Source organism: Vibrio rotiferianus CAIM 577 = LMG 21460, assembly GCF_002741985.1.
GTDB classification, from domain to species: Bacteria; Pseudomonadota; Gammaproteobacteria; order Enterobacterales; family Vibrionaceae; genus Vibrio; species Vibrio rotiferianus.
On record NZ_APHW01000108.1, the window covers coordinates 325,222 to 351,160 of the forward strand.

General features: G+C 45.9%; 21 protein-coding genes and 1 pseudogene. 9 read left to right on the plus strand and 13 right to left on the minus strand.

Annotated features, from left to right (window positions below; all coding sequences use genetic code 11):
• The first annotated feature begins 145 nt into the window (after window positions 1–145).
• From B853_RS23855 to B853_RS23865, 3 genes are all read left to right on the plus strand, one after another.
• Entirely contained in the window at window positions 146–1,126 is a 981-nt protein-coding gene (locus tag B853_RS23855; RefSeq protein ID WP_038886390.1) for an HAD family hydrolase, read from the plus strand.
• 137 nt (window positions 1,127–1,263) lie between these two features.
• Window positions 1,264–1,911 (plus strand): AcfA family outer membrane beta-barrel protein, encoded by a 648-nt coding sequence (locus tag B853_RS23860; protein ID WP_010452193.1) that lies wholly within the window; start codon window positions 1,264–1,266, stop codon window positions 1,909–1,911.
• Window positions 1,912–1,928: 17 nt separating this feature from the next.
• Window positions 1,929–2,264 carry a YgiW/YdeI family stress tolerance OB fold protein gene (locus tag B853_RS23865; protein WP_010452195.1) on the plus strand — a complete coding sequence of 112 codons (336 nt, stop codon included), beginning with the start codon at window positions 1,929–1,931 and terminating at the stop codon, window positions 2,262–2,264.
• 54 nt (window positions 2,265–2,318) lie between these two features.
• Here the strand turns inward: B853_RS23865 and yegS are convergent, their stop codons facing one another.
• From yegS to B853_RS23920, 11 genes and pseudogenes are all read right to left on the minus strand, one after another.
• Entirely contained in the window at window positions 2,319–3,221 is a 903-nt protein-coding gene (gene yegS, locus B853_RS23870) for a lipid kinase YegS (RefSeq protein WP_038886391.1), read from the minus strand.
• A gap of 12 nt (window positions 3,222–3,233) precedes the next feature.
• Window positions 3,234–4,139, minus strand: a complete 906-nt coding sequence (locus B853_RS23875; protein WP_038886393.1) for a LysR family transcriptional regulator — start codon at window positions 4,137–4,139, stop codon at window positions 3,234–3,236.
• A gap of 139 nt (window positions 4,140–4,278) precedes the next feature.
• A complete protein-coding gene (locus B853_RS23880; RefSeq protein ID WP_010452201.1) occupies window positions 4,279–4,704 on the minus strand; it encodes a bifunctional diaminohydroxyphosphoribosylaminopyrimidine deaminase/5-amino-6-(5-phosphoribosylamino)uracil reductase RibD in 426 nt (141 codons plus the stop codon).
• Between the two features lie 240 nt (window positions 4,705–4,944).
• Window positions 4,945–6,278 (minus strand): annotated as a pseudogene (locus B853_RS23885) (BatD family protein).
• Window positions 6,275–8,026 carry a vWA domain-containing protein gene (locus B853_RS23890; protein WP_038886396.1) on the minus strand — a complete coding sequence of 584 codons (1,752 nt, stop codon included), beginning with the start codon at window positions 8,024–8,026 and terminating at the stop codon, window positions 6,275–6,277. Before B853_RS23890 ends, B853_RS23885 begins: the two are co-directional and overlap by 4 nt.
• Window positions 8,019–9,110: a vWA domain-containing protein gene (locus B853_RS23895; RefSeq protein WP_038886397.1), complete on the minus strand. Its 1,092-nt coding sequence runs from the start codon at window positions 9,108–9,110 to the stop codon at window positions 8,019–8,021. Before B853_RS23895 ends, B853_RS23890 begins: the two co-directional genes overlap by 8 nt.
• Entirely contained in the window at window positions 9,103–9,654 is a 552-nt protein-coding gene (locus tag B853_RS23900; protein ID WP_038867922.1) for a DUF4381 domain-containing protein, read from the minus strand. The genes B853_RS23895 and B853_RS23900 overlap by 8 nt, the downstream gene beginning before the upstream one ends.
• Window positions 9,655–10,617 carry a DUF58 domain-containing protein gene (locus B853_RS23905; protein ID WP_038886398.1) on the minus strand — a complete coding sequence of 321 codons (963 nt, stop codon included), beginning with the start codon at window positions 10,615–10,617 and terminating at the stop codon, window positions 9,655–9,657.
• Between the two features lie 12 nt (window positions 10,618–10,629).
• The gene (locus B853_RS23910) at window positions 10,630–11,613 is read right to left on the minus strand and encodes an AAA family ATPase (RefSeq protein ID WP_038886399.1); all 984 of its coding nucleotides are present in this window, start codon (window positions 11,611–11,613) and stop codon (window positions 10,630–10,632) included.
• A 125-nt stretch (window positions 11,614–11,738) separates the two neighbouring features.
• A complete protein-coding gene (locus B853_RS23915; RefSeq protein WP_038886401.1) occupies window positions 11,739–14,093 on the minus strand; it encodes a multiheme c-type cytochrome in 2,355 nt (784 codons plus the stop codon).
• A gap of 153 nt (window positions 14,094–14,246) precedes the next feature.
• On the minus strand, window positions 14,247–15,794 hold the full coding sequence (locus B853_RS23920) for an arylsulfatase (protein ID WP_038886402.1): 1,548 nt from the start codon (window positions 15,792–15,794) through the stop codon (window positions 14,247–14,249).
• A 345-nt stretch (window positions 15,795–16,139) separates the two neighbouring features.
• On the opposite strand from B853_RS23920, the gene B853_RS23925 reads away from it, so the two are divergent.
• From B853_RS23925 to B853_RS23940, 4 genes are all read left to right on the plus strand, one after another.
• Entirely contained in the window at window positions 16,140–17,705 is a 1,566-nt protein-coding gene (locus B853_RS23925) for an arylsulfatase (protein WP_038886403.1), read from the plus strand.
• Window positions 17,706–17,974: 269 nt separating this feature from the next.
• A complete protein-coding gene (locus tag B853_RS23930) occupies window positions 17,975–18,733 on the plus strand; it encodes a response regulator transcription factor (protein WP_038886405.1) in 759 nt (252 codons plus the stop codon).
• A complete protein-coding gene (locus B853_RS23935) occupies window positions 18,730–20,070 on the plus strand; it encodes a sensor histidine kinase (protein ID WP_038886406.1) in 1,341 nt (446 codons plus the stop codon). The genes B853_RS23930 and B853_RS23935 overlap by 4 nt, the downstream gene beginning before the upstream one ends.
• Window positions 20,071–20,178: 108 nt before the next feature.
• Complete coding sequence (locus tag B853_RS23940; RefSeq protein WP_081641230.1) at window positions 20,179–22,104, plus strand: TonB-dependent receptor domain-containing protein; 1,926 nt, start codon at window positions 20,179–20,181, stop codon at window positions 22,102–22,104.
• A 159-nt stretch (window positions 22,105–22,263) separates the two neighbouring features.
• Here B853_RS23940 and B853_RS23945 read toward each other — a convergent pair whose 3' ends face one another.
• Both B853_RS23945 and B853_RS23950 read right to left on the minus strand, forming a co-directional pair.
• Window positions 22,264–23,505, minus strand: coding sequence for a sensor histidine kinase (locus tag B853_RS23945; RefSeq protein ID WP_038886409.1), 1,242 nt, complete (start codon window positions 23,503–23,505; stop codon window positions 22,264–22,266).
• Window positions 23,477–24,145, minus strand: coding sequence for a response regulator transcription factor (locus B853_RS23950; protein WP_038886411.1), 669 nt, complete (start codon window positions 24,143–24,145; stop codon window positions 23,477–23,479). Before B853_RS23950 ends, B853_RS23945 begins: the two co-directional genes overlap by 29 nt.
• Window positions 24,146–24,235: 90 nt before the next feature.
• Here B853_RS23950 and B853_RS23955 point away from each other — a divergent pair, with 90 nt between their 5' ends.
• Both B853_RS23955 and B853_RS23960 read left to right on the plus strand, forming a co-directional pair.
• A complete protein-coding gene (locus B853_RS23955; protein ID WP_038886413.1) occupies window positions 24,236–25,459 on the plus strand; it encodes a DUF5666 domain-containing protein in 1,224 nt (407 codons plus the stop codon).
• A gap of 124 nt (window positions 25,460–25,583) precedes the next feature.
• Window positions 25,584–25,919: a hypothetical protein gene (locus B853_RS23960; protein WP_038886415.1), complete on the plus strand. Its 336-nt coding sequence runs from the start codon at window positions 25,584–25,586 to the stop codon at window positions 25,917–25,919.
• The last annotated feature ends 20 nt before the right edge of the window (window positions 25,920–25,939 follow it).

The following is a 25,939-nucleotide window of genomic DNA, read 5'->3' on the forward strand; positions in this document are numbered from 1 at the left end:
GACGTTACTGCCCCTTTGCGCATTCTTACCAATTAACACGTCTCTTGGTTAGGGAAATGGTTAGGGAAAGAGGCTAAATCCACGTTGTTCTTCTCTATACCCAAATGTATACAAACAATACATTCAAACTTAGGTAAATAATAATATGAAGAAACACATCTGTGCCCTTGCAGTCTTATCTGGTTTATCGTTCTCAACGATGGCTTTAGATTGCGACCCAAGCTTGCTGCCATCTTGGAAAGATGGAGCGAGTAAGACCGCCATCGTGAACTACGTTGACCAATCTTTGGATACAACAAAATCGACATTCATCCCTGAGCAAAACCGTATTGCCGTATTTGATAACGACGGTACATTATGGTCAGAGAAGCCTTTCTACTTCCAGCTGGCCTATGCGCTAGACGAAGTGAAAATCATGGCAAAAGATCACCCAGAGTGGAAGACGCAAGAACCGTTTAAATCTGTACTAAATGACGATATTGAAGGCGTCTTTAAGGGCGGTGAAAAAGCACTGCTTGAGATCGTTAAAGTCACTCATAGTGGTATGACGGTAGAGGAATATCAGCAAAAAGTCGCCGATTGGCTGAAAGTCGCGAAAGATCCACGCTTTGGCAAAGCTTATACCGAACTTACATACAAACCAATGCGCGAAATGGTGACCTACCTGCAAGAGCATGGTTTTAAGACTTACATAGTATCTGGTGGCGGCGTGGACTTCATGCGAGTTTGGGCACCAGAGGTCTACGGCATTCCTGCAGAGCAAATCATTGGTAGCGCACTAAAATACAAGTACGATTACAACGACGGTAAACCAACCGTGACTAAGTTAGGTGAAATCCTTACGATCGATGACAAAGCCGGGAAAGTGGAAAACATTCAACACATCATCGGTAAGAAACCTGTTCTCGCGATTGGTAACTCAGACGGTGACCACGCGATGATGCAGTGGGCAACCAGTCAACCAAACTCGATGGCGATGATCGTTCATCACACCGATGAAGACCGCGAGTGGAAATACGACCGAAAATCCAGCGTCGGTCACTTAGATAAAGCAATGGATGAAGCCAATCAACGCGATAATTGGCATCTTATTGACATGAAAAACGAATGGTGCACCGTCTACTAACACCATTACCACTTCTTTAAAGCTCCCCTTCTCGGGGAGTTTTTTTATTCATTTCCAAACGGTAGGCTTTTCTTCACGATCACTTCACGACTCTTCACACACAATACCTCTCATCAAAACGAAGAGGTAAAAACAGAATGAAAAAAGCAGTCCTGACGATTCTAGCAGCAAGCTCATTTTCGGTAGCAGCAGCACCTTATGTGGGTTTAGAGTATGGATTCGGCACCACCGACCACGATTTTGAAACATCTTTTGAAGCTGACGGTGTGAATCTAAACCCTGAATTGGAAGACGGTATTTATGGTGGCTTTGTTGGCTACTCGATCAACGACTCTTGGGCAGTAGAACTAGGTTACAGCCAATTTGAACTGGACGATAGTCGTTCAAAAAACTTAGGCATCGAGAACATTGATGGTAAAGACTACCACCGTGAAATGGAATGGGATTCTTCAATCAAAGCAAAACAAATCACCCTTGCTCCTGTGTTTAGCTACGCATTAAACGATAAATGGACCACCAAAGTAAAAGCAGGTCTGAGCTACACACAATACGAATCTAAAGCAGGTAAGTATGAGGAGCATGAGTTGGTTTCAAATGACGATGTGGAAATGAGCAAAACGCTTTTCCACAGCACAGAAAAGAACAACGAGTTTGGTGCCGTATTCTCTGTTGGTGCTGAATACAAGATCTTCCCTCAGTTGACCATCGGTGCTAACGCAAAATACCAACTTGATAGCTACGCAAACACAGCATCAATCAACGTAGGCTCTACATACTACTTCTAAATTAGGAAGCCATAAGCATGAAAAAACTGATTATTACGACAGCATTAGCTCTAATTTCTGGCTCTGCATTGGCTGCCTTCAACGGTCCTGAAACGGCAGCAATCAACACAGTAAAAGAAGCTCAGAAAGCATCTGACGACAGTTATGTACTGTTAACAGGTAGCATCGTTCAATCACTTGGGAATGAAACTTATCTGTTTAAAGATAATACAGGCCAAATTCAAGTTGAGATCGACAATGAAGATTGGATGGGGCAAGACGTATCACCGCAAGACCGCGTTGCGATTCGTGGCGAAGTAGACTCCGACTGGACAACAACACAAATTGACGTTGATACTATTCAAAAGCTCTAACTTTACTGTCAGTAAGCTGAAAGCCACCAGGCTAGTGGCTTTCATTTTGTGGGTTTAACGCACTACTAAGCATGGGCAGTGAGGCGGGAGCACCAAACGTATACTTTGGGGTTGAACCTCAAAACGGATCTTCTTGGATCGATAAGGCTCACCATCAAGGTTTAATGGCAGCGCTTTCGGAAAGTCAATTTCTAACCAACTTGCCTGAGTGTGCTTCACAAATTGGCCTTTTTCAGTTGGGTTCTGAATTTCTTCAAGCACCTGAGGTAGCTCATGGGGCAAGAATGGATGTACTAAGGTGATATCCATTAAGCCATCATCGATCAATGCACTTGGTGCAAGCTCTTGTCCTCCACCAGCGAGTCGGCTATTGCAAAACGCACCGACTAAAATTTCGCCTTGAAAGCTACCCTGCTCAATCGTCAGCGTTCCATCATAAGGTTTAAAGCCCAACGCTTTCACTAGTCCTGTTAACGTGTAAGCGCCTCCACCAAGAAAGTTCTTTAGCTCTACGGGGGTCTCCGCGGTAATTTCTGCTCCAAAACCTGCTGCTGCAACATTCATAAAGTAGCGCTCATTGGCCTGAACGCTATCTACCGCAACCGCGTCACCATTAACAGCAAGTTCTATAGACTCTCGAATCGTGGTGGGGATTTTCGTCGCAGTCGCGAAATCATTCGCGGTCCCCATAGGGATAATGGCCAACTCAGGTCTAGCATTTGAGTTTACCTGGTTGAGCGCTGTGATGGCTTCATTGACAGTCCCATCACCACCCGCGACAACAATACGTTTAATGCCTTCATTAACCGCTTCTTTAACTAAGCGTTCCATATCCGCAGATTCCCAAGTGACCCGAACTTGCAGATCCACACCTTGCTCTCGCATTCGCATGATCTCACTGCGAAGCTCCGGTGTTCCGGCCTTCTTACCGTTTAGAATGGCGCGTATTGCTTTCATACTCTTCCCTACCTAGTATTCGATTACCTTACCAGCTTTTTTGAGCTGAGTTCTCAACCATTGATGAGCACTTTCATTGTTGCGGCTCGAGTGCCAAATCGCACATAAATCGTGAATTTTATCACTAAAAGGAAGTGGTACCGCCTTAATGTTATAAGTTTTAGAGAAGTGCTTTATCGTAGACAGCGGTAACATCCCAATATATTCGGAGCCATCAATAACAGGTAGCATCTCCATCGCGCCAGACGCACGATATACAATGTTGCGCTTAGCTAGGTCTTCGATATCTTCTTCACTCATCAGGCTCTTGCGTGCATGCCAACGCGAGACCACGACATGCTCCTCTGCCAAGAATTGCTCGACAGAACAGGTGTCTTGAATGCGAGGATGGTCTGCACTGCACACCACCATCAAACGCTCAGAAAATACTGGTTCCATCTTGAGAACGGTGCGTCCTCGCGGTGGCATATCAATGATTAAGTCGTACCTTTGCAAACGAAGATCGCTTTCATAATCTTCAGTAAATAAGGGATGCACTTCCAACCCAATATTTGGTGCGCTCTTGCGGATTTGACGTAGCAGTTGAGGCATCAACTCATAGCTCGCCACCGAGACACAAGCAATCGAAAATATACGATTAGACACTTTAGGATCGAAGCTACTAGATGCGGATAAAGTAGACGTAAAGTTTTTCAGCGCTGCGACCATTGCAGGATAAATATCCATAGCAAAACTGGTCGGCTCGACACCCGATGTGCTGCGGTGAAACAGTGGTTCGTCATAGATATCACGCAAACGAGCGAGTGCTTTGCTCACCGCAGGTTGGCTGATATCAAGACGAGCAGCAGCCTTAGACAGGTTCTGCTCTTCATAAATCGCCACGAAAATAGGGATAAGGTTTAAGTCGGTGCTCTTCATTTTGCAAACATAAAACAGGACATGACCTTATTTTAGCTAACAGCATGATAGTTAACGACTCAGAACACCAGATTTGAGCGTCTATGCATGTTTTCGCGAGTTTTAACCTCGCATTGACGAAGAATATTCTGAAAATCGCTCAGGATTTTCCTAGGTAAGGGCTCAAGAATGCACTCGCCTCTTCACCGCACAAGCCGACTTCGACTTCAACGCCACCTTCTTTTAGGATTTCGATACCAAGACCGGCGTTACGAGGGTCAGGATCGAGCATAGCAACCACCACTTTTTTGATGCCGCAAGTCACTAAGGTTTTAGCGCAAGCTGGCGTGCGACCAACAAATGAACATGGCTCTAGTGTTACGTACGCGGTGACGTCACTTAGATCACCGTTATATGCGTTTAGGGCCTCCACTTCTGCATGATTGCCACCAATCGCTTGTGTGTGCCCTTCCGATACGATTTGACCATCTTTCACTAACACACAACCAACAGGTGGATTTGGCTGGCAAGCAGGGAGTGCGTTCCGTGATACTTCCAAGGCACGGAGCATAAATTTTTGATTCATTTGATATGATTCTCGAGAGTCTGTACTTAGGTGGTCGATTTTAGCGCTGGCATATTATCTCTTCCATACAAATCTATACATAAGTAACCTTAAGGTGCTTCGCTCTTTGACAATGACTTGATTTGTTGGCGCACGCAGATTTAAAGCTCTAGTGGGTCTAAATCAACTATTGGCAACAAAATATACAAGACCCTCAATATTAGCAAAGAGTACCTAGCCACTGATTGGAGCTTTTAGAGGCTATCTTTTTCGCATGTTCCTGCTCCGTAGCTCATCAAGTTGCGGCAAGGCCTTTGGTATCGCCCACTTAAGGCGTTTTGGCTTCAGCGCTTGTATCCCTTTCCAAAGCGCATTCATCAAGCTTGCATCCTCCTGCCCCTCTTGTAGGCGCTGTGAACGCTTCTGCCAAACGTCAGTGTTACTGGCTTTACTCATTTCAAGGCCACCCGTGTTGCTTCTCAGCTGCTTATACAAGCTTGCTCTAGCAGCACCCCATCGATTCGCTTTCACCATTCGTCTGAATACCAACCATGGCGGCGTAGGACGAGAACGATAATAGCGGTGAATGCTCAAGACGGCGATAACGAGAACAAATAGCGTCACTGCACTGCCAATCAACCAACCGGAATAAGCTCTAACAAACGATTTGAATGTATGCTTGGCTTTGAAGGTCTTACCCTCAATCACCACCGTTTCCAGCGCTTTACTCTTGCTATTCCACCATTGGAACTTGTGTTCAGGCAAGGTGAACTCACCGCCTTGTTGAATCACATACACGCTTTCTTCTATGCGACTTGATTGGTAATCGCCACGCGTTTGCTTATCGTCTAAGCGGTTTGGTTGAGGGTATGCTTGATAACTGGCAGTAGAATCATTGGATAACAAGTCTGGAAGCAACACTGACAAACTGTCTTGTGCATTGATCGTTATGGTGCGAGTGATTGCATCACCGACTTTCAGCTCATCGTTAGACGTTGTCCATTTCTGATCCACACTCACTTTAGTCGCGGTAAACCATGCAGAGTCATCACTGAGCAAACCAGAAGGCATAGACGCTTCGAACTTAATTGGCTGCGTATAAAGTGTACCAGCAACTTTCGAACCATCAGGCGCAGAGACTTGCACACCAACGGCGACAGGTGGAACCACAAACTGCCCTGAGGCTTGTGGATACAAAGTTATTTCCCAGCGCTGACGAGACCACGTTTGCCCCCCCCTTTACGCTCGGTATAGTTGGTTGCTAATTGGTTACGCTGCTTTGCAATCACGTTAGGGATTTCTACGCTGCCAATGCGTGTACCACCAGTGAACCAACGAGGCGTTGCGACTTCGATGTACAAGATCACCTGCTCATTCACACTGAACTTAGGTGCTTCCTTCGCATCGACCCCTGTTCCCTGCTTGCCAACCCATGTTAATAACTCGACATCACTTTCTTTAGGTAGAGACGGGCGCTGCAAGTCTTGAATATCTTGTGCGTTCGCCAAGCCAGTAAAAAACAAAGTAAACATCATTAAGATAGTGCTTAGACGCCCAACCACGGAGTCAGCGCCAAGTTTGAATGCATTCATCATTGTGCTTGCTCCTCTTCTTGTTGTCGTTGCGGTTGTGTCTTCGGCTCCGTTGTCACGGGCTCACGCAGTTGAATTTGGAATTTAGCGCGCAAGAAGTACTTGGGATCGGCCTCTACGCGTTTTAACCACTTATCCGCCAGTTCCTGGCTGCCAAGTATTTCGTTCGCATTGAGTTTCTCTTTCAGCATTAATTCAGCCGCGGTTTTTTCGTCTGCCCCATCTGCCGTTTGTGGGTTGTCCCCCAGTTCAAACGACTCTTCGGGTCCATCTGTTGTCCCCGCTTGGCTTTCACTGGTGCGGTTTATCTCTTCGACAATGCCACCAATGACTTTTAGGTTATGCTCGACGTCTGGTCGCAATTGCTCACTCAAGGTGTCTTTGTCTGCCAGTGTTTGCAACAAATTACGCGCGGCCAAGTATTCACGTTGACGCGCCAACGCACTCGCAGCGTTGTACAAGCCATAGTCTTTTACTGCATCTGATGGATCGTTTTGCATCTCCAAGAAAGCGGTATGAGCCAGTTTGTATTCGCCTGCGTAGTAATAAGCCGTCCCTTTACGCAACGGATCCGTAAAGTGCTTTGCTGCCTCAAGGTATTCGTTTTTGTTGAACAAACGCTGTCCTTGCTGATTTGGCGTGAGCCATAAATCCCACCACCATTGAGACGCTTTATCCCAGACGGTTACCTCTTGCACCACTTCAGGCTTATCCGCTTTGAGCGAGACGGTTTCCGCCATGGCTTTTGGCGTCATAAACAAAGACGTTGACACCATCGCAACCACACACCATTGCACTAACCAGCCTTTGCGGAACCAAAGCATCATGATGAGAACAATTGGGAACAGCAGTTGATAGCCCATATCTTTCCAAGGCATGGATGATTCGCCATTGAGTTGCATGTTTCGCTCAACAAAACGATTCAGCTTCTCTATGTCGCTGTTATCTACCGTCACTTCAACAAGGCGTCCACCCGTCGCGCTGGCAAGATTATTTAACGAGTCCAAATCGACCGGGTTGTTAGAAACAATGTCCGAGTTACCCGCAGCCAAGATAAGCAATTGATAAGGCTTGTCTGCAAAGTAGTTTTTGTAAGCGGTAATGGTTGCAGGATTGACGCCATCCGTAACCAACAGAACCGTAGAACCCGGTTGGCCTTGTAATTGTTGGTCAATCAAAGGCAACGCCGTTTCAGCAAGTTTACCTTCAACTGGCATGATTTCTGGTGTTATCGCCGCTAGAAACGGTTCGAATACTTTGCTGTCTTGCGTCACAGGCATCGCTACATGAGCAGAACCCGCATACACAACCAACCCAGTGCTGCCACCTTTTCTTGCTGCCAAGAGGTCACGGATCTTTTGCTTAGAGCGTTCCAAACGACTTGGCGGAAGGTCTTTTTGCAACATTGAGTCGTTGTTGTCCAACACCACCAGCATGGAGGCTTTGTCTTCGCCAAACGGTGAAGCTTGGCGCTCCCAAGAAGGTCCAGCACAGATGATGATGGCAATCGCTACTATTATCATAAGTAACTTGAGCGGCAGTTGTTTTCGCCAACCATAGTCGCCAATCGTTAAGGCTTTACGTAAATGCTCAGGAAGAATGTCTTTCCAACTTGGCTTGGATTCTTCTCGCCACCTTAACCAAAGCAAAAGAAACATTGGGATGAACGCCAATAGCCACATTGGACGAATGAAATGGAACTGTGTGACAAACTGTTCTAGCCCCATGCTAGAGAAAGGAGAATCAAACATGGCGCTCTCCTTCTACGTTGTCTGCTTGTACAGAACCTTCACTGTTCACTGATAGTCGACGACGCTTAAATGTTGCCAACGAGAACGCGGTTAAATACATCGCAACCACCAAAGCCATTAAGTAATGATGCAAGCTTTGCTTGGGACGGTAAGTGGTACTTTCATAAAGCTGTGGCTCTAACTTACCAATCTCATCATAGGCTTTAGCAAGTTCGTCACGGTTGAGCGCTTCAAACGCCTCACCACCGGATTCTTTGGCAATACGTTTGATCGTATTCATATCTAGTGCAGTTTCACCCACGGTTTGTGGATCACCCATGGCAATCACGTGGATACGTACATCTTTGGCTTTCGCGACTTTCGCCGCATCAATCGGCTCAACGAAGCTTCCGGTATCATTACCATCTGTCAGAACAATGGCGACTTTCTCTTTGTTCTCTTCTACGTCGGTACGCGACTTTTCACTTTGCTCAAACACCTTAATCGCCAAGCCAATTGCATCACCTAAGTGAGTACTTTGCCCAGCCATCGCCACATCCGTTTGGTTAAGCAACTCTAACCACACTTTTTGATCGGGCGTTAAAGGGGTTTGAACAAATGCCGCATCGCCAAACAAGATTAACCCTAAGCGGTCGCCTTTGCGCGTTTTGGCAAAGTCACTCAATACTTCTTTGGCTGCATCGAGACGAGAGATCTTTTCACCGGTTTTGGATGTGAAGTCTTGCTCTGCCATTGAGCCAGACAAATCGACGACGACCATAACATCGCGGCCTAAGCTTTCACGCACCTGTGGCTCGCCAAGTACTGTCGGCTTTGCCATTGCGGTCACGACCAAAAGCCAAGAGATGATGAGCGTTGCGCGCTGCCACCAGCTCGGAGTGAGTTGGCTTGCGCCTTCTGACGGCGTTTCACCAATCGCATCCACAAGCTGACTAAAGAACGGCACTTTGATGGCCATTTGTTTGGTGCGGTAAGCTGGGACGAGGAAATACACTACCAAAGGCAGCGGCAAGATGATGAACCAAAGCGGATGCTCAAACTCAAAACTGCTCATGCCAAGCCATGAAGCAAGAAGATCACCCATGGCGACCTCCTTTTAATGCACGCGCTTTGTAGGCAAGCGTGCGCTTTTCAATGTTGTGAGCGTTCTCATCGTGCTCTTTCACCCACTCAGTTGCACGTTCAAAAAGTTGTAAACGCTCTGTTTTTTCCAGTTCGACACTTGGGTCAACGATACTTTGCAGCCATCGCTTAGATATTTCATCATCAAACAATTTGTGCTTGGGGTTAAGCTCATCTAACTTGCGCAGGAACGCGGTATCAAACAAGCGAGCATGAGAGCTATCAAGATGGATTAAGACGATTTTCAGAATCGAGAACAGCGCTTTCGGCATGCTGGCGTCATCTGGTGTTAAACGAGAAATCGCTTCAATAGCTTCTTTACGGTAACGGTTATCCCACCAGTGGTGTGCCAGTCGGTAGCCGACATACATGAGTACAATCGCACCCACAATTGCAAGGATCTTCCAACCAATGGTTTGTGGCACCCAGCTGACGCTTTCTGGCACCGCGACATCATGTAGCTCACGCAGAATATACGTGCTTGGAGGCGTGTGTAAGTCTGTCATTTACCGGCCTCCAACGAGTTTTTGGAATTGAGTAATGTGGTCACCTGTTGTATCGATTTCGATATGAGGCAGCTTTTTGATTGCCATGAGTTGTGCCAGTGATTGACGTTGTAACTGAACTTTCTCAACCAAGCTGGCGCTAGCTGCATCGACTTTGGCTTTACTGTCTAGGTTGAGTTGGTAACGACCATCACCAATCACCCATTTCACTTTCGCCAAATCTTGCGGAAGCGACTGCTCTAGAGGATCGCTTACCATCACCGCGAGCACATCGTTGTGCTGTTGAAGTTGCTTAAGGTGGTCAAGGTGGTGCTCTTCGCAATCGCGCCAATCACTGATGAAAATCAGCGTGGATTGTTTTAGCTTCATCCGTTTAATGAGCTCAATCCATTTACTGAACGTCACTTTGTCTGAATCTAACGAGTCCACATTTAAGCGCTGGTTGGCCTGAGAGAGCCGCTTCAGCTGAGCGAGCAAATCGTTTTGGGAACGCTGAGCTTTGCTGTGGTATAGAGCAGAGTCAGAGGCGATAACAAACCCGACTCGGTCACCGTCTTTCAATACTCGCCAACCACACATAGCCGCGACTTCAGCAGCGACTACAGATTTCATGACCTCGGTAGAGGCAAAAAACATCGCACTGCGCTGATCAACACAAACAATCACATTGCGGTCTTTTTCTTCGGTGTAACTGCGCACATGAGGCTTGCCCGTGCGCATAGTGACTTTCCAATCTAGGTTTCGGATGTCGTCCCCCAGCTGGTAGTGACGCAGTTCTTCAAAGTTCAAACCACGTCCGCGAAATAATGAGTTATGACGACCAGAAAGCACACTGCCCGCTTTTAAGTGAGGCAGCAGGCTGAAGGATTCGGCTTGTGCTTGTAAACGCACTAAGCGAGCGTAATCACAATACAAGCGAGGATCGAGCCCTTGGGATTGAGGAGTAAGCGTTGGCTTTGCCATAGTCCCTCCTGCTTATCCGATTTCTACACAATCAAGCAGCTCTTGCACCACTCGCTGGTGATCAACACCATCGGCAAGTGCATCGTAAGAAAGTGAGAATCGGTGTCCAAGTACCGATGGCACCATCGCACGTACGTCATCAGGCGTTACATAGTCACGCCCTTGTAGCCACGCGTAAGCACGAGCACATTTGTCCAACGAAATTGATGCGCGAGGGCTTGAGCCGATTTCGATCCATTTTTGTAGCTGGGAATCCGCGTAGCGCTCTGGTTTACGCGTCGCCATCACAAGCGCAACGATGTAGTTCTCGACCAAATCGGAAACAGTAATATTTGGCAGTTGACATCGCGCTTCAATCACAAGCTCTGGCTCAATGTGTTTTGGCGTCACTAATTCACTACTGGTTTCTGAACCCAGCTCTTCACTGCGCACTAAACGAATAATGTCACGCTCAGCTTCATCTTCTGGATAGTCGACGGTCACTTTCATGATAAAGCGATCCATCTGCGCTTCTGGCAATGGGTAAGTGCCCTCTTGTTCAACTGGGTTTTGCGTCGCAAGCACCATGAACAACTCTGGCAAGACGTGCGTCTTATCACCCACTGTAATCGTACCTTCTGCCATCGCTTCTAGCAGTGCAGCTTGTACTTTTGCTGGCGCACGGTTTACCTCGTCCGCCAATACGATGCTGTTAAAGATTGGACCTGGTTGGAAGTGGAGTTGAGGCTTGCCATCTAGTTCTTGGTACACCTCGGTACCTGTAACGTCTGAAGGTAACAAGTCGGGGGTAAACTGAATACGACCAAAGCTGGTATTAAGTAGATTGGCAAGCGATTTCACCGAGCGCGTTTTTGCCGTCCCCGGTAAACCCTCTAGAAGTACGTGACCATTGGTCAGTAACCCTATCACCAAAGCCTGAACCACATGGCTTTGTCCAATGACGCTTTTTTCAGTTTGTTCGATTAATTCATTAATGGCTTGTTGTGCGTGGTTCATAATGTGCCCTCAAAATGCGTAATTTTTGCTGTGTACATCCTACTCACAAGCCCTATAACTATTGGTTATAAACTTAATACCCAACTTATTTGTAACCATTTATAGCCAATAACTTACCGCCAATTTTAATTTGAAATTGTAGCTCGTAATTGTTGAACAACCTCCGCTGGAGCCACTTCTGCAAGCTGCTTAACACATTGTTCAAAAGCAAAAGCTACGGCCCCTTGTTTATAGTTGCGCGCTAACGCTTCACACTCGGCGTACAAATGCTGCGGATTTCCACCCACTTGGTAGGCTGTGCTCAGTGCTTTGCTTGCCGCGAGTATGTCACTCTTCTCTAGGGCCAAGCCATACACATACCAATACTGCGGGTTGTGTCCTGCCGTTTCAGCCGCTTGTTTCAAATATTGGTTTGCCTTAACGCCATCTCCAACACGAAGCCATGCCAAACCAGCGCTGTAAGGCAAAGCACTCGATTTAGGTTGCGCTTCAATCCCTGCCATCAAGGTTTCTAATGCTTTTTTGTCGTCGCCCTGAGCACGATACAAATCGGCTAAGTTTGCATAGCTGTTCTCGAAATAAGGTTCTATTTCAATCGCCTTTTGATAAGACGCAATGGCTTTGTCTGTTTCGCCAAGATCTCGATAGACATTCGCTAGGTTCGTTCGCCCAAAGCCTCGGTCAGCATTAAAGCGTTGGATTGCCATGTAGTCTTCCAACGGCTGTTTGATCTTGTCGCGTTGCAGCGGATTCATTTCTGGATAATGACGAACCAAAGCAGCCGCGGCTTCAGCGCGAACGGACAATACTGGGTCAGTTAGTAATGGTTCGAGAATTTGCCAACGATCGCTAAATTCATAACCAGAAGAACCAGCAACGGCACCCAAACGGATCATATCGCTTTCATGCTTCACCGCACGAGCCAGAGATACTAGGGTGTTTTGTCCGGTATTGCCACCCATACGCTCTAACGCAGAGGCACGAATAATGTCACTCAACGGTGAGTCTTGAGCGGAATACGCTAACGCATCAGGCGCGCCGCGATGACCAATAGAATCGGCGTAGAATGCCACTGCAAAGTGTTGTTGATTACGGTATTTCGAATTCGGGAACCACTCGCCTATTTTCTGATCCGCCCACTGGTTGGTTTCGTCTTCATGGCATGATGTACAGACGTTTGGCGTATTGATGTGTTGGCTTAGATCCGGACGTGGCACATGCCAGCTGTGGTCACGACGCGGGTCAACTTGCATGTAGGTCGTTTCCGGCATGTGACAAGTGGTGCATTGGGATGCCTCGGTATTTGCCTCGTGGAACGTGTGATTTTCCGGCATGTAGTCAGATGCAATATGGCACTGAGCACAAACCGCTTCTTCAGGGATTTTTAACTCTGCGGTATGAGGATCGTGGCAGTTGGTACAGGTTACCCCTTTCTCTGCCATGGCAGACTGCAAAAATGAGCCATAAACGTAATCTTCATCGTAGATTTGACCATCGTGATAATAGAGCTCTGGTGTAATCAAGCTGAGGCGGTATTTATCTAGGAACGAGCCTTTGACGTGATCTGCACTTTCATTTAACTGTGTACGACGGCTATGGCACTGCGCACAGGTTTGAACTTGATGAGTCGTCGCGATTTCTTTTGGTTGGAGCGTACTGTGCCCTTCTTCGTAGACCCACTCTTTTACTGCCATACCTAAATCTCGGTCAAAACCATAGTGGTTCGCTGAGGCTATGGTATTCCCAGATTTTTCTGCTTGTTTGGCAAGCTCGACGTGTTCACTGGCTGGGCCATGACATGCTTCGCAACCGACATTGATTTCTGACCATGTCGTCGAATACGTATTGGCTGTTGCATCGTAGTTTTTTTCTAGATTGGTTGAATGGCAATCAGCACACATGAAGTTCCAATTCTGACCCGTGTTCGTCCAGTAAAACTCATCTTTTGGGGTGGTATCGGGATAAAGATGGAACCAGCGCTGTCCGCCTTCTTGCTTGGTTCTCGAATCCCAAGCGAAAGGAATTAGCTGCACGCGTCCGTCTTCGAATTGCACCATGTATTGTTGAAGCGGCTCCCACGCAAAGGTGTAGCTGATTTTGTAATCATGCCACTCACCATCAGGCCCTTGGATATTGACCCAATACTCTTCCCCTTTCCGATAGAAGCGATTTGGCTTCCCTTCAAAGGTGAATGTATGGTCATCAAAGTCACCGAGTACAGATTCCGCATCGGCATGACGCATCGCCATATCGTGATGAGAACCCTGCCACGCTTCGGTTTCTTTCTTGTGGCAATCAATACACGCTTCACTACCAACATAGGTAAGCTTCGAGGAATCGATTGATTTAGGTGTGTCTGTCCCGACTTGCTGCTCAACAAGAGGTTCTTGTGAAGAAAGCGTTTCTTGTGCAAACAGAGAAAAACTGACGAGCGCTGCTAGGCCGATCAGAGCCTGCTTACAACATGCCCACTGAGTCATAACTGTCCTTGTGTGTGATTCTTTTTATACTCTGATCAAAGATAGAAGTGTTTTTTCTTTTTAGACAAGCAATTACATGAGTTTTAAGAAAAACTGAAACGGGGCGCAAAAAAAAAGAGGCTCCGAAGAGCCCCACGTTTACTTGCAATCAATTTATTTATTGTGACTTTCCTGCAACTTCTCCATCACCTGATCAAGTGAGAAACTTGCTGCTTTTTGTCGCGGTGGGAATTCTTCGAACGTTGCCAAGAATTTACCTACATAAGCCTGTGCTGGAACCAACATGTATGCGTGGTCAATCAACCAGTCGTAGTATGTATTCGACGTGATGTCCGCCACTTCGTATGGGTCCATGCGTAGGTTGAAGATCTTAGGCACACGTAATGGTGTAAACGGTTCAGCCCAGATACGTAGTGTTCCTTTTGCGCGCTGCTCTAGGAATACGATCTTCCAGTTGCGGAAGCGAAGTGAACTCAAATCACCATCATCTGTGAAGTAGAAGATTTCTTCACGCGGCCCTTTATCTTCTTTACCAGTTAGGTAAGGCAGAAAGTTGTAGCCATCAAGGTGGTTTTTGAATGTCTTGTCACCCGCTGTATAACCTTTCAGGAGCTTCTCTTTGATTTGATCATCACCTGCGGCTGCCAAGAACGTTGGCATCCAGTCCATATGGTGCATGATCTCATTAGAAACACTTCCCGGTTCAATTTTACCCGGCCAGCGAACCATTGCTGGAACGCGGAATGCCCCTTCCCAGTTGGTGTTTTTCTCACCACGGAATGGGGTTGTACCTGCATCTGGCCACGAGTTCATGTGTGGGCCGTTATCGGTGGAGTAAAATACAATGGTGTTGTCTTGAATGCCTAGGTCATCCACTTTCTTCAAAAGCTGACCCACGTGGTTATCGTGCTCAACCATACCGTCGGCATAGAAGCTGATGCCCGTTTTACCTAGATTGCCTTCTTTGACGTGAGTACGGAAGTGCATGCGAGTTGCGTTCCACCAGACGAAAAACGGCTTGTCTGCTTTCACCGCACGATCCATAAAATCAAGCGCCGCGTCTAACGTTTCTTCATCTACCGTTTCCATACGCTTACGCGTTAACGGACCGGTATCTTCAATCTTGCCATCAGCAAAAGACTTGATCACACCTCGAGGACCAAATTTCTTACGAAACTCGGGATCTTTCGGATAATCCACATTCTCTGGTTCTTCCTCGGCGTTCAAGTGATAGAGGTTGCCAAAAAATTCGTCGAAGCCGTGGTTAGTTGGAAGGTGTTCATCTTTATCGCCTAAGTGATTTTTACCGAACTGCCCCGTCATGTAGCCGAGTGGTTTGAGCATTTCTGCAATTGTCGCATCTTCTGCTTGTAAGCCCAGATCCGCACCTGGAAGGCCTACCTTACTCAAGCCCGTTCGCAGTACTGTTTGACCAGTAATAAAGGTGGAACGGCCCGCGGTACAAGATTGCTCACCATAATAGTCGGTGAACATCATGCCTTCTTTTGCGATTCTATCTATGTTTGGGGTTTTGTAGCCCATGAGGCCGAACGTATAGGCGCTGATATTCGACTGTCCAATATCATCACCCCAGATAACCAGAATGTTCGGTTTTTCTGCTGCGATACTGCTACTTGTCGCGCCGATAAAAGCAGCGGCAAGAATCGCTAATCGGCGTTTAACGCCATAATTCGCTGTCATATAAACCTCTGTCTGTATTAGAAAAGTGCATCCTGCACACAAACATATAGTTCACAAATTAGACTAATGCGAATCCAATAGCATAAATAAACTTGGACTAAAACTAAGGTCGATAGACACTCATTGTAAACAAGATTAACGTGACCCAAGTCTCGCTTCAGTTTACCACACAAAGCGAAAGGTTTGAATATTAGACTTATAAAACAATGAGTTAATTACCTGCATAACTTATGGTTATAAACACTATAAAGCGACATTCTTCAATTGCATCATTAACTTAATAGCCAACGAAGCGTAGGTAGTACCTGTGCTTCTCTTCCAACTTTCAACCAATTTGGAGTTTTTATGGCTAACCAAATGAGCAAGCTGGCTGTCGGTCTCGGCGTACTGGCAACCTCAAGCGCAGCAGTGGCGGCAGACAAACCAAACATCCTTGCGATTTTTGGTGATGACGTTGGTTACTGGAACATCAGTGCGTACAACCAAGGTATGATGGGTTACGAAACCCCGAATATCGACCGTATCGCAAACGAAGGTGCACTATTCACTGATCACTACGGTCAGCAATCTTGTACTGCCGGCCGTGCATCATTCATCACAGGCCAAGAACCGTTCCGTACTGGCTTGCTTACAATCGGTATGCCAGGCTCAACTCATGGTATTCCAGACTGGGCACCAACCATTGCCGACCTTCTAAAAGGGCAAGGCTACATGACAGCTCAGTTCGGTAAGAACCACTTGGGTGACCAAGACCAACACTTACCAACTAATCATGGTTTCGACGAGTTCTTTGGTAACCTTTACCACCTAAACGCTGAAGAAGAACCAGAAACATACTACTACCCGAAAGACCCTGAGTTTCGTAAAAACTACGGTCCTCGTGGTGTAATCAAATCATTTGCTGACGGTAAGATCGAAGACACTGGCCCAATGACGCGCAAGCGTATGGAGCATGCGGATGAAGAGTTCCTAGAAACGTCATTGGCGTTCATGGAAAAAGCCGTAAAAGCAGACAAGCCTTTCTTCATCTGGCACAACACCACCCGTATGCACGTTTGGACTCGTCTACAAGAAAAGTACCAAGGTAAATCTGGTATCAGTATCTACGCGGATGGCATGCTAGAGCATGATGATCAAGTGGGTGTTCTACTGGATAAATTGGATGAGCTAGGTGTGGCTGACAACACCATCGTAATCTACTCAACGGATAACGGTGCAGAAACCGTGTCTTGGCCTGATGGCGGTGCAACACCGTTCCACGGTGAGAAAGGTACCACTTGGGAAGGCGGTATGCGTGTTCCTCAACTTGTTCGTTGGCCTGGCGTAATCGAACCAGGTACTAAGATCAACGAAATGATGGCGCACCAAGACTGGTTACCAACACTGATGGCAGCAGCAGGCGTTCCTGACGTGAAAGAGAAACTGGCTAAAGGCTACAAGGCAAACGGCAAAGACTGGCGCGTACATATTGATGGCTACAACTTCATGCCTTACTTCCAAGGTAAAGAAGAGAAAGGTCCACGTGAATCGCTACTGTACTTCACAGCAAACGGTGAACTAAACGCAGTTCGCTGGAACGATTGGAAACTGCACTTCGCTACACTAGAAGGTAACATCACGGATGCGGTTCGTTTCGCTCCAAACTGGCCGAAGATCATCCACCTACGTGCTGACCCATTCGAGAAAGCGCCACACGAATCTGGTATGTACCTACGCTGGATGGCAGACAACATGTGGTTATTCGTACCAATCCAAGACGTGCTAGGTGAGTTCTTCCAGACGTTGCCGGATTACCCAATGCAGCAAGGCCAAATGATGAACCCTGCATCAATTAGCTACCAATCTCTTGGGCTACAAGGGAAAATGAAACAGCTAGAACAACTTCAGCAAGAAGTTAAGAAAATGAAATAGTTTCTTTTGCTACTACCGAAAAAACCCACCAGCCTTGGTGGGTTTTCTTTTTGTTCACTTTTCATCCACTCGCCGCTTTTTATTTACTAATTAACCGTCCTAAATCACACGTTCGCATCTCTTCCCTCTCCGATAACGAAACTTCTAATTAGGTCGCACTTTGACGCTCTATTACTAATAACTGATAGCTTTCTCATTCAGCACATTGATTTTCACCAGTTGATTTTTGATAATAGTTCGCATTATCAAATAATGAGTAATGCATCAACATGTTCAGTCCAACGTCAGCCGCTACCACTTCTCATCAAAACTGGTCGTCTAGTGCTCCCTCAACTGCTCCTTCTATTTTGTTAGTTGAAGATGATCCCGACCTCAACCTTCAACTCACAGAACTACTCAAGGAGCAAGGTTACAGCGTGAGTTCTATGTACAGTGGTGACGATGGAGTAAGCGCATTTCATAAAAAAACGTTCGACTTGGTGATTTTAGATGTGAACCTACCTAACCTTGATGGATTTGAAGTACTCAATGTGATTCGATCTCAGTCGCAAGCCCCCGTTGTCATGCTCACCGCTTACGGTGCGGAAGAATATCGAATTCAAGGTCTTAAATGTGGTGCTGATGATTACATTACTAAACCCTGTAGCTTCACCGAGGTTAGCTTACGTGTTGAAGCGATACTGCGCCGAACCCAACTGATTCAACAACCTAACTCTGCCACAAAACTCACTGATAGAGAGCTTCTTCTCAGTAAGCAGACGCATTCCGTTACGCTTCATCACCGCCCAGAAATGGAACCTGTTCAACTCACACCGATTCAGTTCAAGTTACTTTGGACTTTAATCGAACATCGCGGTGAAGTGTTAAGTAAACCCTTTCTCTATCAGACCGTTCTAGAGCGTCAGTTCAGTCAATACGACCGTGCTCTTGATATGCACTTAAGCCGAGTACGCAAGCGCCTCATCGCAGAGGGAATGTCTAACGACCGCATCCAAACCGTTCATGGCAAGGGATACATTTTTAAATGAAAAAAATGCTGTTTTGGCGGCTATTTATCGTCTTATCCCTTGGAGTGGTGATCTTTTTCTCTCTGATTCATAGTGCTGCCATCCTCTCTAACGAGAAAATGAGCTATTTAAAGAAGTCTCATCGTCAACAAATTTTAGATTGGGGCAATACCGCACAAACCTTCATTGACCAACAAGATTGGCACGGACTTGATGTTTGGCTGGAAGAGCTTGCTATCAAAGAATCAACTTGGGCAACCGTGTTGCAATCCCACCTTGACGTGAAAGGAGGGAACCCGCTCAACCAACGTTTTTGGCAAGGTTATGGAATTGGTCGAAGTGTAGAGTGGAAGATTCACCTCGATTTCCCAGACAACCCAATTATGGAAGTCCCACTCTCTCCATTCGGATACCACTTTTTGATTCTGCTACCAGATCGAATGCGACCGGGAACCTACATGTCTCACGCGTTTTGGTTGTTTCGCTTTGTGATTCCCTTTCTTTCTCTACTAGCACTTACTGTGTATTTGTACCGCTATGTTATGCGCCCCTTACAGCAGTTTCATCGTGCCAGCCAAGCCTTCAGTCAGGGCGATTACTCTGCTCGTATTGGGCATACCATGAAACTAGGCGACGACGAGATTAGCCAAGTCGCTCGTACTTTCGACAAAATGGCGGAACGAACGTCAGATGTGATTCAGCACAACCGCAACCTTATTGCGGACATGTCACATGAGATACGTACCCCACTCGCTCGAATTGAGATGGCAATTGACTGCGTAGATAAAAATATAGAACGCGAGCAAATGCTAGAACGAATCAAAAGCGATACTCAAAAAATGCGAGCGACCGCCGAAGACACACTGACCCTTGCGTGGATTGAAAATGAGCAACCAAACTTAAGAACCGAGTCGTTTGATCTCGCCGAGCTGATTGAAATCATCGTAGAAGATGCGCGTTTTGAATACCCGGATAAACAGGTTTCATTGCTGCAAGAGCATTCTCTTCCTCTACAAGACTCAAACCAAATGGCGCTCTGCCAATCTTTGGAGAACATCATTCGTAACGGTCTGCGATACACACAAACAAAAGAAACGTTAGACATTCGTGTTCTCACCAAATCCAATCATTATCAAATCTTGATTACCGATTCAGGTCCGGGTATCGACCCTAGCCTGTATCGACAAATCTTCAAACCCTTCTTTAAAGCCAATAACCAAGTTACATCCCGAAAAGGCTTTGGGGTTGGTCTCGCACTCGCTAAACGCCATATCGAAGCAGTAGGCGGCAAGGTTATCGCTTACAACGCAGAACAAAAGGGATTGACGATGGATATTTCAGTACCTAAACGACGCTAATTCCGGCTCCTCAAAAGGATTGTAACAGTTGTAAAAGTCGTTTACTCAAAGAGGAAGAATCACCAAAATCTCACTCGATAATAATTCTCATTAACAATGGAGGTTACGGTGCCTGCTTCAACCGTATTTAAGCTAAGCCCACTCACCATCGCGCTTGTGGTTGCATCACAATCAGCGTTCGCCAAGGATGACATTGAAGTGATGGAGGTGCTAGGACACACCCCGGAAGGAATCGATATTACGATAAACTCCGACCAGCTCGCCAAATCACAAGCTCAAGATTTGAATGACATTTTCCGTAAAGATGCAGAAGTGAGCGTCGGTGGCTCTTCTGGTGTTTCTCAAAAGATCTATGTCCGCGGTCTGGAAGATACCATGCTGAATGTATCTATCGACGGTGCAGAGCAATCCGGTAACCTCTTCCACCACCAAGGTCGTTTGTCAATTGAGCCAGAGTTACTTAAACAAGTTGATGTGAGTGCCGGCACTGGTCGAGCAACAGATGGTTCTGGAGCCTTGGGTGGCGCGATCAAGTTCACCACTAAAGACGCACATGATCTTCTTGCCGCGGGTGAGACCTATGGTGCGATGCTAAAGGGCGGTTATTACACCAATAATAAGGGTTACAAGGTTTCAGCAAGTTTATACGGAGAAGTCGCTGATCAGCTTGGTCTTCTGGCTTCATTTGGTTACGTCGACGGTGATAACATCGAAGACGGCAAAGGTCAGGAACAACCATACACTGCGTTAGAACAGCAAATCGCATTGCTCAAACTATCCGGTCAGTTGAATGACGAACATTACTTATCTGTCAGTTACGATTACCGCAATGATGATGGTCGACGTTTAAATCGCCCTCACTTCCAGCCAAGCTTTAAAAACGCGCCTCTCGACCAAGAAACCGATCGTTCTACTTTTACTCTGAATCACAAATACGCAGCAAGCGAACTATTTAATTTAGACACGACTTTCTACTACACCGATAGCCGCTTAGCCCATAAAGATCATCCTCGTTGGGGCACCAGTGATGGTTCGATCCAGACTACTGGCGTAAAGATCTTCAACACGAGTAAATTTACCGACCACACCTTGGTCTATGGCTTGGATTACAAGAAAGACAAATCTGAGTTTGAAACCAACTACGATGGTAAAAAGGATGATGAAGAAAAAGGCACAGTCTATGGTCTGTTTGTCCAAGATGATTGGATGCTAACAGAAACCATCATCCTTACCGCGGGAGCTCGTTATGACTGGTATGAGCTTACTGATAACATGGATCAAGATTTTGATTCGAGCGGCTTTAGCCCTAACGTGGGTATTAATTACTATGCGTTGGAAGGTTTGAACCTATTTGCTAGTTATGCAGAAGCATTCCGTGGTCAACAAATCAAAGAACTGTTTGTTATCGACTACCGCGAAAACGACCCAAATCGTAAGCCTGAAGAAGCACGTAACTTAGAGCTGGGGGCAAATTACCAATACGATGATTTCTTTGCTGGCGTCACCTTCTTCGATAGCACCATCAAAGACGTGGTAACAAACCAAGGTGCGGTTTACACCAATGTGGGTGATTTAGATAACCAAGGTATTACCGCTTACTTAGGTTATGCGATTGCTGATGTGTCTGCCCGACTGAGTTACAACCAATCCCGTCCAGAGCTAAACGGTACTCCGCTTTCAGATGAAGACTCTACATTAGGAACATCGATTGGTGATACTTGGGTGCTTGATCTGATCTACCAACCAATGGAAACCCTTGAGTTTGGCTGGAACGCACGATTTGTTGAACGCTTGACCGATGTAGCGGATCCAACCGTTCATCCAGAAAAGCCAGGCTATGGTGTGCACGATGTTTACGCATACTGGATGCCACTCACTGATGAAGAGCTGTCCTTAACCCTATCGGTGAAAAACGTCTTTGATAAGTACTACTTTGACCATGCCTCATACATGGCATACATCGGAAGCCCAGTAGCACAAGGTTATGCGAGCCCGGGGCGTGATTTCCGATTCAATATTACCTATGCATTTTAAGAGCGAAGAATAAAAAGGAGAGGTTACCCTCTTAATGCCGCTAAGATAAGTTAGCGGCATCATTTTTTTGGGTTATGAACGCGCATTCTCTTTATACGTCAAGATAGGGTCACCCAGATTTATAGACCTGAGTTGAAAGGAGTAAAATTAAAGGATAAATTAGGAAACAAAGCCCAATCTAGCGGTAAACCTAACTCCATCGTCTTCTAGCTCAAAGTGCCAATCCATTCGCTCACAGATACGCTGCACAATCACTAAGCCACACCCATATCCAGCGTTGTATGTTTCATTGCCATCGTGACGATTTGTCACAACTAACTCTGTACTATCTAGCTCGATCTCGATGTCACCCACACTGTAGCTGAACGCGTTCTTAATCAGGTTATTAATCACAATGGTGACAAAGCTTTCCGGAGCATGTGCTACACCACTGGTGCTCTCTTTTAGCTGATACTCCGCACCTTGTTTAGCAAACAAAGGGGCTAGCTCTTCCAACTGTCTATTAAGGCATGAGAGCAATTCATGGTCGCCGTAATGTTGTGGCTCAATTTTCTCTTTGCCTAGTAAAAGGAACGCCTCTGTCAGCACTCGCATTTCTTCACCAGCCGACTGCATTCGTGTTATTGCTTTCTGTGCCACCCGTGGCTGCTCTGGTACCCGACTGAGAATATCAGCAGAGCCTTTGATTACCATGATTGGGGTACGCAACTCATGCGATGCAAAACGGCTGAACTCCTGCTCACGGCGAAAATAACCCGCGATTTCATTCTTACTGTCCAGTAATGTCTGTTCTATATGGCGTGTTTCACTAAAATTGGTATCCACTTCAAACATTGGCTGATCTGGCGGCATATAAGCAATTTTATCTTCAATCTTAGTCAGTGGACGAGACAGAATACGCACCATATAAACGCCATATCCCACCATGATTATTGAAAACACCCCGCCTAACAGGAAGGTAAATTGATGTAACGAGCTTTCGTATTCATCCAGATAATCATCGGAGTCATCTTGAAAAACAATGTACATCACCCCTTTTCCTGAAGGATGGTCAAACACCACAAAGTGCTTGTCTTCATCGCCTAGCAAATACTCATAAAACCCTGGAAACTTAAACGATAACAACCAACTTGGTGTGGGAGCTTCACTCCAATAGGTATCAAACTCCATTACATTAGGTAGCGGTGCATCCCAGCCCATTTTTTGGTAATTGTCTTTGTAGAGTTCAACTTCAGTATCAAGCCAGTGGTGTAGACTCAATACTTCAAGCTTATTTTCAGCAACGTAAATCAATGACCAAAACAATGTAAACATTGCAAAGGTCATTAAGCCAAAGCCCCAACGGATTTTACGATATATGCTCGGATATTCTTTATGCTTTGAGTCGGTAGCCTTGTCCATGAATTGTCTCTAATCTGGAATCATCAAAACCTTTATCAAGTGCCGTTCTCAAACCGTAAATATGGCTTCTTAATGCATCACTACCAGGCGGCTCATCACCCCATACGTTATCAATAACTTCTGAACGCGATACCGCGGCAGGGGCACGCTTGAGCAGTAATTTAAGAATGGTAGTTTGGATACGACTCAGTTTAATGTATTTGCCCATTCGGGTGACTTCATCAGTCCTCACATCCAGCGCTATGTCCGCAAATTTTAGAGTGCCGATATCTTGCCTAGGCCCTCTATTAGCCAATGCATGAACTCTTAAGCTCAGCTCTTGCATGGCAAAAGGCTTCATCAAATAGTCATCGCCACCCGCATTAAATGCTGCCACTTTATCGTCTAAGGTATCTTTCGCAGTTAAGAATAGAATGGGTGTACCGCACAAGAATTCACAACGAAGTTTCTCGACCGTACTGATGCCATCAAGCTTCGGCATCATGATGTCCATAATGATGACATCGTAATGATTATCTCGGATTAGATTTAGCGCCGCCTCTCCATGGTATGCGCAATCAATAGTCATTCCCTCGAGTTCCAAATAATCAGCAATGGTCTCTGAGACATTGTGATTATCGTCGACAATTAAAATTTTCATAGGGCTCACGTTTCTTCACGATCACTTCACAATACGCGCCATAAGATACAACCAAATTCATAAAGAAGCTTTCAAAAATAGGTCCAAATAATGAAAAAATTAGCGCTTGTAGCAGCAGTGGGGTTGGTATTATCAGGTTGTGGTGGTTCTGGAGACAGCAGTAATTCTTCTACCCAGCCTACTGCAAAACCGAGTACCGCTATCGGTACGGTAGAGTCTGTGAACAGTGAAAACGATTCAATCACCGTAAATGGTTACACTTACCGCGTATCAGAAGTGATGTATGGCGGGAAGCAAACCAACCTGGCTTCGATTAAGCCTAATATGATGGTACAAGTCGGGTCTGGCAAAGAAAAATCCTCTAACGCACCCGTTATTGTCACACTAGAGCCAACCATGACGGGTCACATTCAGATCATTGATAAAACCACTGGCAAGTTCACCATTAACGGTTTTGAGCTCGTCTATCCAGATCTAAATAAGTCAGATATCGAAAATGGTGACTGGGTAATGGTTTCTTCTCTACCTGCAGCGAACGACCAATATAAAGTTCTTTCAGTAGTGAAATTTGAATCCGATTTTTCTGAAAAAGATGAAATCGAAGGTCGAATTTCAAGCATTAATCTCAATAAGAAAGAGTTCAAACTTGGCGCAAATGTCACGGTCGCTTATGGCCGCATTGCAGACCTACAAGTAGGTCAATGGGTGGAAGCGGAAGGTTCTTTCAATGGAAATGTCTTCGATGCTTCTTATGTAGAGATTGAAAACTACAACCAATTAGCTGGTGATAATGATGTTGAAGGTATCGTTACTTGGGTAAACCAAGATCAGAGTGCATTTGAACTGAACTACCGTGGTACGTTTGTAATTGATAGCAAAACCTGCTTCCAAAGTGATGATGACGCACCTTGTAATCCGTCGTTGATTTCAAACTTGGCAGTAGGCGCTGAGGTTGAAGTCACTTCTGTATTGGGAACCGCAAACACACCTGTTGCAACTCACGTAGAGTTTGAGAAACCAGACTGGGCAGACGATAACGATGATGACTGGAACGTTAATGAGTTTGAATGTTCTGGCTGGGTATCCAACTACAAAGTAAACGGTGTGGATAAAGCAACTTTCGATATCGACCACTGTTGGAATGACCTAAACCAAACCATAGATAACTCAAGCGTGGTTGTGAATGGCAAAACAATGTATGAAGATGGTCTGTCATTTTCAAACATCGCCAATAAACACGTAGAAGTGGAAGGTACTATCATCAACAACACTAATGTTGCACTTGAGATTGAACCTTGGGAAGCCGAGGATTAAAAAGCCACTAAGCCCAAAAACACAACCAGAAGCACTGCGCCCGTGGTGCTTCTCCCTCTTACTCGTATCAACTTTTCTTTTCAATCTTTAATACAGATACGTATGACCAAATGAGGGAATAATAATGCGTAAAATGACACTGCCTTTAATTATGCTTTTCGGCGCTTTTGCTTCAGCAAGCAGCTTTGCTGCAACAGATAACAATGATACGCCTGAGAGATTAGAGTCTTTTGAGTGTACAGGCTTAGTAGACAGCTACGATGCCAGCTCCCGAACTTTTGTCCTTGCTTGTCAAAATGACCACGGGCCAGAATTCCAGACCAAAACCGTGCTGATTGATACCAACACTCAACTTGATGGTATTCAGGAAGCCAACTTAGATGGTGCAACCATTGAGGTCGATGGCGTTGTGATGAATGATCAGAATATCGCAAGAGAAATTGACCTCGCCAACGACTAATCTTCTGAAATGACAAAAGA